This is a genomic window from Paenibacillus sp. J22R56 (genome assembly GCF_056269375.1).
Map to the genome: position 1 here is coordinate 418294 of NZ_JBWDNV010000005.1, position 14970 is coordinate 433263.

Below are 14970 nucleotides of genomic sequence, written 5' to 3' on the forward strand. Positions count from 1 at the left end.
CCCTGACCTTTCTATCCTACTAGCCGTTTGTAAATAGCGTATTGTTGTTTTGTAAATTCCATGTTAAAAATAAGACCCAAGCAGGTTATCGATCTCCTTATTAACATGGACCGTCTGCTGATAAGCCTGCTCCGACAGTCGGCCAATCTGCTCCGAACTGTCCTTACTGTTCGCCGATGCCTGGAACAAATGGCTAAAGACACTACCCGCTTCCTTGACATCAGACTCACTAACGAACGCTTCTTCCCGGCCTTCCCGCGCAAGTGCAGCCGTCTGCTCAATTGCCGCCAGAATTGTTTTCGTCAATGTTGTGATTGACTCCGCGGAGCGCTTCGTCTCGCTCGCCAGCTTCATCACCTCGCCGGCTACAACAGCAAAACCTCTGCCATGCTCACCAGCACGCGCAGCTTCAATTGAAGCATTGATCGCAAGCAGATTACTTTGCTCAGCTAATTCTTTGATCAGCTTAGAGACGTGACTGATGGATCCCGCTTCAGCCTGCAGGTCGTTCATCCGCTGCTCCTGCTGCATAGAGTTAGCGGCGAGCTTGCCGAACGCAGCGGTTACTTTGTCCAGCTGATTCTTGCCGCTTAACGTCAAATCCACCATATCCGCAGATATTTCCTTACCCTGCACAGCGGATTGTCTTACCGAGCTTACAGCTTGATCAATTTCCTTCACCCGGTTACCCACACTATGTATCGTCTTGACCTGTCCATCAATCGCTTCCTGCTGAAGCTGACGGGACATACGAAGCAGGTCAGAGACCGTTAAAATTCCGATCATTTGCTCATCTTTCGTCACGATGACACAGTTATATAGAACGTTGTCCTCACGCTTAAGTGCACTGTCTATTAATTGTTGTGGTGAATGACTACGGTCTACGATAAGAGGAGAGGGATCCATCAGCTCCGAGATCGGCTTCTCATAATACAGATCAACACCAAACCGCTGACTAAGCCGCATAAAAAATTGATTGCGCATCATGAGACCTACCGGCTTGTCCTTCTTTTCTCCTTCGTCACACACAACAACGCATTCGCTGTCCGGATATTGTTTAAATAAGGCTATCGTTTCTTTGCATGACTGAGTAGAAGTAATAGCAGGCGCTGAACGGATAAATTCAAGCAGACGGGTTGATGGTTCAATCGTTTCGACTTGTTTTTCGATTTGTTTCTCTTTTGCTTGACGTTCTAATACAGCAATCGTCATGGTCTCTCACCTTTCTCTATAGGCTATAGACCTAATTCTAGGGCTGAAGAATCAATTTCAGTTCATATTAATGTTTTCGCTGCGTTAAAATTCCATATTATATAAAAAACTGCAAGCAGAGCGCAATATACGCACTTTGCTTGCAGTTTATAATTTTAGTTCCAGGCTGCTTTCACCAGAACACCTTCCGGTTTGCCGGGGTATCGGATAAGCAGTGTTCCCGAAACTTCGTCGTACACATGTTCCGCCTTGATACCATCTGCGGTTACCTGAGAAGGAACCGAAGCTGCACGAAGCCGTGTGCTGACCGTCATATCCGACGGGCTTTCCGAACGGAAAGTGATCTCCTTGGCACTCACCGTCTCATCCTCGATCCGCGATGAGCTGACAAGAACCTTCGCAACGTTGCTGCCGGTCGCAGTCTCTACCGATTTCAGATCGTATAACAAACAATTGCTGCCTGGCTTCAATTCAACGGTAGTCCGAATCGGGAGATCATGCTCGAATAGGTCGATAAAAGACCCTTCAATCCGATTCCCCTCATGTTCTGTCTCATCAAGCGCTTGCGCAATGACATAAGGACCTCGCTTAATACGGAGCATCCCGCTTTCACGATACGCTTCAGCTTCGCCTCTAAGCTCCAGTGCCAGCTGCACACTATCACGGACCATATCGGCACCATCACTCGAGCGTGATAGAACGGTTGGATGAACACGGCGCACAATGACGAACCCATCACCTGCTGCATACTCGCCGCTCTCTTGATCCACCGATAACCCCAGCGTCTCGAACAAATGCTGATCTGGACGCTCATAGGTACGCCTGCTGCCTTCCCGGTTCCACCACTCCCGAACACTATGGAAGTCATCTGATCCGTCGCCAACGTAGATAAGCACACCGCCATCTCGGACCCATCCCGCAATGGCCTGATGCAGCCCCGCATGCTCAGGCTTCATAAACTCATAGCTGAGAAGCAGTACTTTATAATCGTCCAGGTATCCCGGGAAAGTCAGTGCGTTATCCAGTTGAACCGGACGCAGCGGAATACCATGCTTCACGAGCGGCAGCGCAAGTCCATAGAACGCAGACCAGTCAAGCAGCTCCTGCTGCTCAGGGGACAGCATATCTGACGTTGTCACCCCATCCGCTTTTTTGCCGGCAGTCGACTGTTCCGTCTCTTCAGGTATAACATCGCCTCGTTGGAACATAGCGGAATTGGACAAGAGTAGTCCAATTCCTCTCGTATAGATATCATCCTCTTCTTCCACATGATGATGGAGATCCCGAAGCACATTCATGACCGTAAGAAGAACGGTTTTGTAGCTCGCCGGAATGACTTCTTTTCCTTTACCATCTTCAGTTGGATAGCCAAGTGTGAATACCCGCCATGGCCAAGGACATACTTCAAACTTCGATACACCCGGATGAAGCAGGGCTGCCACAACCGTTGCCCGATAGTTATGGCGGTAATCACTCCAGCTATAACGGGGATTATCCTCGATCGGATCATGCAGGAACCACATGTCTCTGCCTGTACCACGAGTCAGCTCCTGCATAACACCATATTCCAGGAATGCCGTCTCGAAGGTACGCTCCCGCCGGACGCCTTGGTATACATTTGGCGTTCTCGCCGTTCCTGTCCAGATCTGCGCGATAAACCCGTCGCAGGAAGGCATCGATACGAGCAGCGCCTCTGGGCTGATGATACGCCATTGCGTGTAGTTAATTAAGCTGTGGGTAGGAACGTAGAATCGAACCACCCTGTCATAGGTAACAAGTGCATATTCTTTCATCTGCGCACAGAGCCGATCAAGCGCCCGATAATATAAGTATGCTTTAAGCTTCGAAGCCCGGTATTGTGCATCCGGCGAGAGGTGAGGAGCTATCCACGGCTCCCCGTAATACGTCAGCCACTCTCGTTTGAACGCCTCCGAATAACCCGACTGCGCCCAAAATTCCGGCTCCTCCAGATGGATCGCTTCTACACCACAGTCGATCGCCTTCTTGATATAAGACGCCAAGTATTCGGAGAAAGCGACTGTCGGAACCATATACGGTACGTCCTTGCCATGCTGAATATAGTTGCCGAACCGGTCCTTTTGAGCTTCATCCCAATGATTTCTGCCGTCAAATTTCTCGTACAAATAATCCTGATATTCTCCCCATGAAACACCGGTCATGAGATGAATCGTGTAGCCAGCTTTCCTCCAGCCTTCGATACGTTCCTCTAACTGATTCGACAGCCCATACACCATTACAAAATCAGTTCGAAGATCATACTTTGGCCCATAGGGACGCGATTCCTGAAATCCCGTCCACTCGGCCCGCTCCTGTTGCTTATTCACTCCCATGCTTCGCTTCCTCCTTTACTGTCGTACCGTTAGTTAAGCATTTGAAGGGTAACCACACCCTTCAGATTATCGTTCGTATACTTGATGGCATGTACAAGTTCTTGCCCAACATTTTAATATAAATATTAAATATAATCAATATTACATTTTAACGAAAAATTTGCGCCATTAAACAGTAAAACAAGGCTAGTTGACTCATTTTTTCGAGGAATTTCGTATAAATTCAGGAATTTTCGACTTTATTAGACTTATTTAATATATTTAATATTAAGACATCCAGTACATAGATACAGCAAATAAAAAAAACTGCATGCAGAACGCATCATGCGCTTTGCTTGCAGTTTATTATATAGAACAGATAGCTTATTGATGGAAGCTTGCTTTTCTTTTCAGAATACGCACATCATGCAGCGGCAGCTCAAGCTCATTCGCCACTTTTCCACCGGCAAGGACGTCTTCGTACTCCTTCTCATCAAGCTTCACTTGCTGCACCGATTCGCTGAAGTTCATTACGAATACATAGTCGCTCACACCGTCAGAACGCAATTGAGCAGTAACACCTTGCGGAAGCTCTGTTTCAACTACCCGCTTCAGTCCTTCTTGTTCAACCAGCTTCTTAAAGAAATCGGTTTGGAACGACTCAGTGTTGCGGGAAGCTACATAATATGCTTTGCCTTCCCCAATCTGATTTAACGTTAAGGCAGGACGACCGGCATAGAAGTCATCGCCATATACAGCGAGCGCTTCAGCGCCTTCCAGGTGGATCAGATCGCATAGCTCATAAGCTTCGTACTCGCCTTGCAGGCCCAGCTTATTGCCTTCGGACATCACGACACTGTTCTTTTCACCGTCATGAAGCGAATCGATCTCCTCCGACCAGATACCAAGCGTCTTGCGGAGTGGTCCAGGGAAGCCTTCCAGGAAGCAAAGATCGCTTTCATCTACGATACCCGACCAGTAAGTAGCAACAAAAGTGCCGCCTTCCTGCACGAATTTCTCAATCCGCTCGCCAACGCCTGGACGTACCATGTACAGCATAGGAGCTACAAGCAGTTTGTAGGAGTCAAACGAGCACTCGGAATCGATAATATCGACAGGTACCCCCATTTCCCAGAACGGACGATAGTGGCGTTTCATCGTTTCTTCATAATGAATGCCTCCGTTACGAGGGCCCTGCGAATCTTTCACCGCCCAGCGGTTCTCCCAGTCATTGATGATGGCCACTTGCGGCTTCACCGATGTTCCTACTACTTCTTGCAATTGTTCAAGTGCTTGGCCAACATCCGTAACATCCTTGAATACACGCGTATTCTCATGACCAACATGGTCGACTACAGCACCATGCAGCTTCTCGCTGGAGCCGCGGCTTTTGCGCCATTGGAAATATTGAACCGTATCCGAGCCATGAGCAACAGCCTGCATCGAGGCAAGGAGGTGCATGCCTGGCTTCTTCAGCTTGCTGACAGGCTGCCAGTTCGTCATGCTTGGCGTGCTTTCCATCAACATAAACGGCTTACCGCCTTTGAGCGAACGGAATACGTCATGGTTGAAACCGATCCATGAGGCAAGCTCGCTTTGATCCTTCGCATCATGCCAAGTCGGATAAGCATCCCACGAGATCATATCGAGAAGATCAGCGAATTTCCAGTAGTTCAGCGGTTCAAAGTCCAACATGAAATTGGTTGTAATCGGCAGCTCCGGATTAATCTCACGCAGCGGCTCCATTTCATGACGGCAGAAGTCTACCGTCTGGTCGGTTACGAACCGTTTCCAGTCGAGGTTCATGCCATGAACAGCTTTCTCCCCGCGGTAAGTTGGCGTATCGATTTGACCGAAGTTTGTATATTTGTGTGCCCAGAAGGACGTCCACCAAGCATTATTCAACGCTTCGATAGTGCCATAACGTTTCTCGAGCCATTGTTGGAATGCTTCTGTACAATAGTCGCAGTGACATTCTCCGCCAAATTCATTGGAGATGTGCCAGCCGATAACAGCCGGATGATCCGAATAACGCTCAGCCAGCTTCCGGTTCATCTCCTGCACCTTCGCGCGGTATACAGGGGACGTGAAGCAATGGTTATGGCGTGCGCCATGCAGGTTACGAATACCGTTCTCCTCAACACGAAGAACCTCCGGATATTTCTGCGACATCCAAGCTGGTCTTGCACCACTTGGTGTTGCCAGCAGAGCATAGATGCCATTCGCTGCAAAACGATCAAGCAGCTGGTCCATCCATTCAAATGTATATACGCCCTCTTCAGGCTCTAATGCCGCCCATGCAAAGATGCCTACGGACATCACATTGCTGCTCGACAGCTTCATTAATCGGATATCTTCCTCAAGGATATGAGGGTAATCAAGCCATTGGTCAGGGTTATAATCCGCTCCATGGAGCATTTGCGGGAATTTTGGGCTAATTGGCGGGAACTTCAAAGTCATGGATATTTGCCTCCGAACGAAGAATTTGTCTATTACTATATTAATATTGTAATACGCATTAAGATCCAATAAAATCACATTATATTCACCTTACTTATAAAATATGAAACTGGAAGTGGTTCCATTATGGATAAATTGGTATTTCCGACTTTGGCAGATGCCGACCGGAAACTCCCTCTATATACAGATATTATCGGCCATTGGGACAATCAGGAAACGATTGACCGGCCGCAAGGCTTCCCGCACTATCAATGGCTGCAAGTAACAGGCGGCGAAGGCGAATTATGGATTGGAGAGGAACGATATACGGTAAAAGCAGGCCAAGGCTTCTGCTTATTCCCTGGCGTCCCTCATCGCTATTCTACAATCCGCGAGCCTTGGGACATCTATTTCATCAGCTTTGGCGGCAGTATGTCCAAGGAGATGCTTGCTTTAGCCGGCATTAAGGAGCCAGGCCTCTATTCCGTTACCGACAGTGAGATGATAGTAGCCCATCTGCGGGGCATTTTGGCTATGGCGCAATCCGGGCTTCCTTTTCTCGGTATCGAGTGCTCGAAGCTTGTGTATTTATTCCTGCTCGACCTGATGAAGGTAATTCAAGTCAGTACGCAGTCCGCTCAGCAATATTATACGAAGCTGAACCCCGTCATCCGGTATATTGAAGAGCATATTGACAGCATGATGTCCATCCAAGAGTTATCTTCACGCATAGATGTCACTCCGCAGTATTTGTGCCGGTTGTTCAAGCAATCGATGGGGATGCGGCCAATGGAGTATGTGAACCGGGAACGGATTAACCGCAGCAAAGAGCTGATGTTTCTAGGCAGAGAATACAAGATGCATGAGATTGCATCCATGGTTGGCTTTGAGAGTGCAAGTTACTTCAGCTCCGTCTTCAAGAAGCTGGAAAACATGAGTCCTGAGCAGTTCAAGAAGATGCACGGGATTCACTGAACAGACCCTCCATCACCTCCTTCATGCGGGCAATGGCGCTCTATTTGGGGTATAATGTTGGGGATAATGCTTGATAGAAGGAGGCTTGTCCATGACAAGCAGCAACAAACAACTCGTATTTGATGTGATTGATTCTCATGCAGATACATTCAAACAAATCTCCCGTACAATCGGGGCAAATCCCGAGCTTGGCCATCATGAATTCAAGTCAGCCGATATGCTGTGTGCCGAGCTTGAGAGACAGGGCTTCTCTGTCGAGCGGGGTACGCTTGGCATCCCTACTGCGTTTATCGGAACTTATTCGTCCGGGAAGCCAGGACCAACGGTCGCTTTTCTATGTGAATATGATGCTTTGCCAGAGATTGGCCATGCCTGCGGCCATCATCTGATCTGTACGATGGGTATTGCGGCGGCGGTTGGATTAAAGGCAGTACTGGAGCAATTCGGCGGAACGATCCGCGTATATGGTACTCCTGCTGAAGAGACAAAAGGTGCCAAGGTACCGATGTCCGAAGCTGGCTTATTCGATGACTGCGACTTTGCCCTTATGGCTCATCCTTACTATACGTTCGAGAAATCCGGCGAATCGCTTGCTTTGGACGCTATTCAATTCGAATACTTCGGCAAGCCTGCCCATGCCGCAGCGAGCCCTTATGAAGGTGTTAATGCGCTGGATGCGATTCTTCAATTGTTCAACAGCGTTAATGCCCTGCGCCAGCAGACCCGCAGCGATGCTCGGATTCACGGCATTATTAATGATGGTGGCAGAGCGCCAAACGTTATTCCGGACTACGCTTCCGCCCAATTTTACGTTCGATCCGCATCCCGCACGTATACCAATGAACTTGCAGAGAAAGTACGTCGCTGCGCAGAAGGTGCTGCCTTGCAGACCGGTTGCAGGCTCGAGATGAACAATTATGAATTCTCCTATGACGAACTGGTTACAAACGAAGCGTTATCGGAATGTTTTACCGCTAATCTGTTTGAATTAGGCGTTCAGCCGGAAGAAATCGAGACGGGCAAGGATCATGGTTCGCTGGATCTTGGCAATGTCTCCGTCCGTTGCCCGGCCATTCATCCTTATGTCAAAATCGTCGAGGAGCGTTTCCTCCTTCATACCGTGGAGTTCCGTGATGCTGCAATGACAGAGCGTGCACTCGAGCGGATGATATTCGCTGCCAAGACACTCGCCGCTACTGCCTATGATGTATTTGCGGACCCAGCATTGCTCGCCCGAATTCGGGAGGAATTCGAGCTTCTGCAACAGAAATAACAACTGAGTTGAACATACGTTCACAAGAGGCTGCTCTTCCACTTAACATTGGTGAAGGGAGCCTCTTTCCTTTCGGTAGAAGCAGGATTAGCAGCAACAGCTAACGAATAGACTGACAAGGCGATGGCATAAGATCCCATTCCTAATTTATTTCCAGAGAGGGCAGGTGTACCAAGTGAAATTTAATGAGTATCGTTATGAACGTCCAGATGTAGCAGCTTTCGAGAAACAATTCAAGGAGCTTCTTGCCGTATTCAGCTCAGCAGCTAATTATGAAGAGCAGGATGCTGCTATGTCGGGCATGAACAAGCTTCGGAGCGAGTTCGATACGATGCAGCAAATTGCCTACATCCGTCACTCGATCGATACGAATGATGAATTTTATAAAGCTGAGCAGGATTTCTTTGATGAGAATGGACCTGTTGTTCAGGAATACATAACGGATTACTACCGGGCGCTGGTTGGTTCGGCATTTCGTGCGGAGCTAGAGAGTAAATGGGGGCGTCAGCTGTTCCAGCTGGCTGAGCTGTCGTTGAAAACATTCAGCCCTGAGATTATCGAGGATCTCCAGCAGGAGAACAAGCTGTCCACCGAATATTCGAAGCTGATTGCTTCTGCCAAAATTATGTTCGACGGCGAAGAACGGACGCTTTCTCAATTATCGCCTTTCCAGCAATCAACTGACCGTTCGGTCCGCAAGCGCGCATCCGTTGCGTCTTCCGGCTTTATGGCTGAGAACGAAGAACAATTCGACCGTATTTATGATGAGCTTGTAAAGGTTCGTACAAGAATTGCGAAAAAGCTTGGCTTCACGAACTTTGTCGAGCTTGGTTATGCCCGCATGAACCGTACCGACTATACAGCGGAGATGGTTGCAAACTTCCGTAATCAGGTGCTTGAGCATATCGTTCCCGTTGCAACAAAGCTGAAAGAACGTCAGCGCGAACGGATTGGCGTCGATCAGCTGTATTACTATGATGAGAATCTCGCCTTCCTGACGGGGAATGCGAAGCCGAAGGGCGACCCGGACTGGATCGTTCAGAACGGGGCGAAGATGTATGCCGAGCTGTCCTCCGAGACGGATCAGTTCTTCACATTTATGCAGGATAACGGCCTGATGGACCTGGTTGCTAAGAAAGGCAAGCAAGGCGGCGGCTATTGCACCTATATCAGCGAATTCGGTGCACCGTTTATTTTCTCCAACTTTAACGGCACTTCCGGAGATATTGACGTCTTGACGCACGAAGCCGGTCATGCGTTCCAAGTGTATGAGAGCAGAAGCTTCGCGGTGCCGGAGTATGCCTTCCCTACTTACGAGGCTTGTGAGATCCATTCGATGAGTATGGAGTTCTTCACATGGCCGTGGATGGACCTGTTCTTCAAGGAAGATGTAGATAAATACCGGTTCCAGCATTTGGCGAGCGCTCTGCTCTTCCTCCCTTACGGCGTAACGGTGGATGAGTACCAGCATTTCGTCTACGAGAATCCGGATGCTACTCCAGCTGAACGCAAGGCTGCATGGCGAGAGATCGAGAAGAAATACCTTCCTCACCGGAACTATGAAGAGAATACGTACCTGGAACAAGGTGCTTATTGGCAGCGCCAGGGCCATATTTTCGGCAGTCCGTTCTACTATATCGACTACACTTTAGCGCAAATCTGTGCGTTTCAATTCTGGAAAAGAATGCAGGAAGACCGTTCCGCCGCTTGGGCAGATTACCTGCACCTGTGCCGCCAGGGCGGAAGCCTATCCTTCACCGAGTTGGTTAAGGTGGCCGGCCTCATCTCGCCATTCGAGGATGGCTGCGTAACTTCTGTTATCGGCAGCATCGACAGCTGGCTGGAAAGCGTAGATGACCAAGCGCTGTAAGGAGGAAGACGTATGAATATCACGTTTCGGCCTCTCAGCGAGCTTCCTATCGGAGAAGTGTCAGAGCTGTGGAACCAGTCCTTTGAAGATTACTTTGTCCCCGCTGCTCTTCCACTTGATCGTTTTATAGGCCGTGTGGCGAATGAAGGGCTGGCACTCCAGCATTCCCTTGCCTGCTATGTCGATGGTGAGGCAGCAGGACTAGTCATGAATGGCTTCCGCGAGATTGACGGAAGAAAGCTGGCCTGGAATGGCGGAACGGCGATCAAGCCTGCGTTTCGTGGCAAAGGAATCGGCAAAGTGATGATGCAGCGGAATTTGCAATTGTATGAGGAACAAGGCGTACAGCAGGCGAAACTAGAAGCGATTGCCCATAATGAATATGCCATTCGGCTATATGAAAGTGTAGGTTATTCGCAGATTGACCGCCTGCTTATTATGTCTACAGAGCAGCCGATTCCGGATATGGACGACAGCTATGAACATTCTTATCAGGTGGCACTTGGCATGGCAGCAGAAGCTGCTAGACTTCCCTTCTATAACGAAGGCGAAGTCTGGCAAGCTGGTATTCCCAGCTTGAGAGACGGCGAAAGTGTAGCTATCTTTGACGGTGAGGATGCTGCAGGCTATGCCTTATTCAGGCGAACATTCAGCCCCGAAGGCAGCTTAACGGGAATTATCTTGTACCGGCTTGAGATTGCGCCAGACCGTAAGGACTCCGCAGGTGTCATACGAGCAGCTCTGCAGGAGGTTTGGCAGCCCGGCGACAACTGCCGCCGATCAGCCTTTAATATCAGGGCATCAAATACCGTTCTCGTTGAGCTGCTCAGCGAAATGGGCTTAGTGACTAACATGGAACAGGTGCTGATGGTTCGTAAAATAAATTAACAAGTTAATGCCGTTCAACGGTATAAAAAACAAAGGAGCCCTCCCAATAGTCATTATATTGACGATGGGATGACTCCTTTATTTTGTTCTACTCAGCAAATTGTATTTCATCCAATATAATTCGGCATATTAGACAAATTGGTAATCCATGTTGGATAACATACAGTAAAATCAGATGCTTTTCTATGAGATTGAGCCTTAGACAGAAATATACTGGATAAACTCCAACATAGGCACGCATGATCTGTAAGCTCTACTCCTTGTAGATAGATTCGCGAACACGACCTATACAAAATGAGACAGCACAAACACAGCTGGCGAATTCCAATAAATCGTCACTTCGTTCGTCGAGTAGCTTTCCATCACATCGGCGAATGCTGCAGCTGGAGCTCTGTCTGTCAAATGCTCGCGGGCGTATTCATCCTGCACGCCAACATTAGGTCCGCCTGAGACAAGTCCGGGTACCGGTTCCTCCACTCCATCACCTTCTGATGGACGGTGATGTGGATGACGAATTGGCTTGCTCCCAAAGCCAGTCACATAACTCATGCCAACCGCATTCATCCCAAACAAATAATGAATATGGTCCTGCACAAGACGTTCATATGACGTTGTGCCTGCCAATCGATCGGCTAGAAGCAGCAGCATCGCTTGATTAAGCAGCACCATATTGCTGCCCCATATGTACTGCTCCGGCAAGAGCGATATACCAAAGCCGTCCTGTCTGCATACGGCAGCCAGCTTTCCTGCTCCCTCCAGCAAGCCCGCCTGTAACTGTTCCGCTAACCCCGCTTCTCTCTCACGCTCCGACATCAGATACGAGATGGTTCCATAACCGCCCATATTAGCCCAGCCAAGCTCATACTTGTCAAAAGAAAACTCCGCTAGCTGCTGGAACGCTTCATGATAACGAGCTTCCCCAGTTGTACGGTACAGCTCTGCTGCAGCCCAATAACGTTCATCCGTATCCAGCTTATCTCCATATTCCCCCGTCACAATGGAAGATGGATTTCTAAAGCCTGGGTACTCCGGATGAAGAGTCAGCCACTCCCATGCTGCTTCCGCTGCGGTCAGACAATTGGAGGCAAAAGCTGCATCAAAGCGGTCATACACCCGTGCGGCCATCGCCATAATACCAGCAAAACAACCCGTCGCTGTTGCCGAGATCGGAGAAACATATAATTCTTCAGTATCATCCTCTGGCATCGTATCTGCTGATGGGAACCGTAATGTCGTCAACTTATGGAAAACACCACCGGACTTGCTATCCTGCATTCGCAGCATCCAATCCAGTTCATAACGGCATTCATGCAGCACATCTGGCATGACGCCGTCCGTTTCGGGCAGCGGCACCATTCGTACGAAGGCCTTCGGATAACATTCATACGCGAGCAGCAAATCAGCCACCGCCTTAGCACCTGGACCTACATACTTGCCGTAATCCCCGGCATCATGCCATCCGCCCCATGCGTCCACTCTTCTGGTTTCATCACCATAGACAATCGCAGGCGTCAGATGGCATTTTCCATGCTTCCATTCTCCAGCATACTGCTCTTCTAAATCCATTCCGCAGCGGAAATAATAATACGCTTTCAATAATGCTTGATGAGCTTCTTCATAAACCTCTTCCCCGATTAGGAAAGGTTCTGACTGTAATCCATTATTCACCTTCACATAATATGTACCCGGCTGCTGCCACTCAGAAAAATCCAACTTGCTGACCGTCATCCCGCTCGCAGCATCATCTAGTGAGATCAAAGTCTCACCTTCCCAGACTACTTCGCCATTTTCCTGATTAATCAGTTTGAAGCCTTCGCTTTCTCCCGCAAATACAGCTGTCTTCGTATCCTTATTCCGGTAACCAAGCTGGTTAATTGCAATTTCCATCATAGTAAGCCCCTCTCCTTGCCGAGAATAGATCAAGCCGCTACATTATATCGCATCCGATTATATATGGAACTATCGAAACTAAAGGACATGCTGTGCAATCTACAGTTTCCACAAAAAAAGGCGCTCATCGCTGAGCAGCCTTTGACATACCATCTTCATTTTAACGGAAGAGTACCTTGTCCACATTATACTTCGCTTTAAACTCATTGATCAGAAACGTCTCATAAATCTCCCGCTCAACAGGATCTTCATTGACATAGATCTCAATCTTGGTCACTTCATCACGGTAATTCTTCATTGGAGATACGCTATCTTCAAAATGCTTCTTGATACGAGGTCTAAGCTTTCTGGCTTTGCCAACAAACAGCACATCGCCCTTGAAGTTGTAGAATATAAAGAAGCCGCCCTTTTCCCGCGTAATGAGATGGAAATCCGTAAAGTTGTAAATATGGCTCAGCTCGGGATTGGTTTGTTTGTAAATCGTAACGTCCGGTTCCGGAATCGTAATGGTAATCAAAAAATTCACTTCTCTTTCCTTGTCTGTTTGTAGTATTGTATCACATCTCAGAGAACCAAGCTTTACTTAACAGGATAATTCCTTCCCGGATCTTCTCTTCGCTAAGGCCCCCAAAGCCAAGCATGATATAGGAAGGGGGACATTCCTCCGGATTCAGCCAATTCAGCCTAGGCGTATATACAATAACTCCCTGCTGATAAGCTTGTTCAATTAATTCATCACTTGACCGGTTGTACACATCCAGCAGGAGGTGCATGCCTGATTTTTGTCCAATAACGCCAACCCGGCTGCCCAATTGCTCCTGAATCACCCGAAGCAAGGTTTTATGCCGTGCTTGATACAGCTTTCTCATCTTACGGATATGACTTTCGAAATATCCCTCCTTCATAAAACGATACACAGCTGCCTGTATAAGTGGTGAGACAGATTGGCTGTACGTTTGAAGCTTACTGCGATAATCCTTCGCCAGCAGCTCCGGAAGCACCATATAACTAAGGCGTACACCTGGTAGAAAGGACTTCGAAAATGTCCCCAAATAAATGACCTTGTCTCCCGTATCCATCGCCTTCAGAGCAGGAATCGGCTGTCCCTGATAGCGAAGCTCACTGTCGAAATCATCCTCAATAATATAACCATCGTGCTCATAAGCCCATTGCAGAAGTCTGACCCGGTTCTGGACCGGCATAATAATGCCAACAGGGAATTGATGAGACGGGGTAACATATACCGTGTTAGCTCCACCTTGCTTCAACAGTTCAACAGATAGTCCATCACTGTCTAAGGGAACAGGAATAATCTGACGTCCATGATTACGGAACACCGTTCTAACTCCATTATAACCAGGCTCCTCCATCGCTACCTTCTTTGGTAACGGTAACAGCTGGCATAGCATGCTAATCATCGTCTGCGTACCCGCACTGAGGAAAATCTGATCAGGTGAGCAAACAACACCACGTGCTTGGTACAAATAATGGGCGATTTCAGTTCGAAGTCCTGCGTGTCCCTGCCGGTCTCCATACCCATACACCTCAACTGTACATTCCTCCAGAGCCTCTACCATACATTTCTTCCACTGCCGTACCGGAAAATGCGCGAGTTCCACATCCCCGTATTCAAAGTTAATAGCAGGAAGGCTCGACTTTGGAATCTCCTGCGTCTTTTCCGAACCCAACGTTGTCCCGGTTTTTGCTCCACTTCCCTCTAACTCCAGCTTTTCCAGTGCCATGACATATAACCCGCTTCGCAGCTTACTTTGGATATAACCCTCCGCAAGCAGCTGCTGATAGGCGGTTTCCACCGTATTCTTACTGACGGATAAATAAACAGACAACTGCCGAATTGATGGCAGGCGCTCATTCTCTTTCAATATTCCTGCTTCCATCTGTCCCTTCAGATAGGAAAAAAGCTGCTGATACAGCGGAACATCACTTTGTCTATCTAAATCAGGTGTTAAACTGATCATTGACTGCCACCAACCTCTGTACCTATCATTTTCAACAAAACTGTACCTTTTGATAAGGACAGTTGACCACTACAATGATAGCATAATTAACTTTTTCCAGAAAGTGAGTGGTCA

Annotated in this window: 10 protein-coding genes; 4 read left to right on the top strand and 6 right to left on the bottom strand. The window is 48.3% G+C overall.

The genetic code is table 11. From position 1 onward, the window contains the following. Positions 1-63: 63 nt before the first annotated feature. The 3 genes from AC0YNT_RS14715 to AC0YNT_RS14725 form a co-directional block, all read right to left on the bottom strand. Positions 64-1212 carry a methyl-accepting chemotaxis protein gene (locus tag AC0YNT_RS14715; RefSeq protein ID WP_475805268.1) on the bottom strand — a complete coding sequence of 383 codons (1149 nt, stop codon included), beginning with the start codon at positions 1210-1212 and terminating at the stop codon, positions 64-66. A gap of 155 nt (positions 1213-1367) precedes the next feature. After that, complete coding sequence (locus tag AC0YNT_RS14720; RefSeq protein ID WP_475805269.1) at positions 1368-3563, bottom strand: hypothetical protein; 2196 nt, start codon at positions 3561-3563, stop codon at positions 1368-1370. Positions 3564-3926: 363 nt separating this feature from the next. Continuing rightward, positions 3927-6002 (bottom strand): beta-galactosidase, encoded by a 2076-nt coding sequence (locus tag AC0YNT_RS14725; RefSeq protein ID WP_475805270.1) that lies wholly within the window; start codon positions 6000-6002, stop codon positions 3927-3929. 126 nt (positions 6003-6128) lie between these two features. Here AC0YNT_RS14725 and AC0YNT_RS14730 point away from each other — a divergent pair, with 126 nt between their 5' ends. The 4 genes from AC0YNT_RS14730 (at position 6129) to AC0YNT_RS14745 (ending at position 10987) form a co-directional block, all read left to right on the top strand. Further along, positions 6129-6956: an AraC family transcriptional regulator gene (locus AC0YNT_RS14730; protein WP_475805271.1), complete on the top strand. Its 828-nt coding sequence runs from the start codon at positions 6129-6131 to the stop codon at positions 6954-6956. Positions 6957-7047: 91 nt separating this feature from the next. Beyond that, on the top strand, positions 7048-8229 hold the full coding sequence (locus AC0YNT_RS14735) for a M20 family metallopeptidase (protein WP_475805272.1): 1182 nt from the start codon (positions 7048-7050) through the stop codon (positions 8227-8229). Between the two features lie 175 nt (positions 8230-8404). Then, positions 8405-10099 (top strand): M3 family oligoendopeptidase, encoded by a 1695-nt coding sequence (locus tag AC0YNT_RS14740; RefSeq protein WP_475805273.1) that lies wholly within the window; start codon positions 8405-8407, stop codon positions 10097-10099. Between the two features lie 12 nt (positions 10100-10111). After that, complete coding sequence (locus AC0YNT_RS14745; protein WP_475805274.1) at positions 10112-10987, top strand: N-acetyltransferase family protein; 876 nt, start codon at positions 10112-10114, stop codon at positions 10985-10987. Between the two features lie 285 nt (positions 10988-11272). Here the strand turns inward: AC0YNT_RS14745 and AC0YNT_RS14750 are convergent, their stop codons facing one another. The 3 genes from AC0YNT_RS14750 to pdxR form a co-directional block, all read right to left on the bottom strand. Further along, positions 11273-12877 carry a glycoside hydrolase family 9 protein gene (locus AC0YNT_RS14750; protein ID WP_475805275.1) on the bottom strand — a complete coding sequence of 535 codons (1605 nt, stop codon included), beginning with the start codon at positions 12875-12877 and terminating at the stop codon, positions 11273-11275. 160 nt (positions 12878-13037) lie between these two features. Further along, positions 13038-13394, bottom strand: a complete 357-nt coding sequence (locus tag AC0YNT_RS14755) for a nucleotide excision repair endonuclease (RefSeq protein WP_208420456.1) — start codon at positions 13392-13394, stop codon at positions 13038-13040. A 40-nt stretch (positions 13395-13434) separates the two neighbouring features. After that, positions 13435-14856 (bottom strand): MocR-like pyridoxine biosynthesis transcription factor PdxR, encoded by a 1422-nt coding sequence (pdxR, locus tag AC0YNT_RS14760; protein ID WP_475805276.1) that lies wholly within the window; start codon positions 14854-14856, stop codon positions 13435-13437. Positions 14857-14970: the final 114 nt, after the last annotated feature.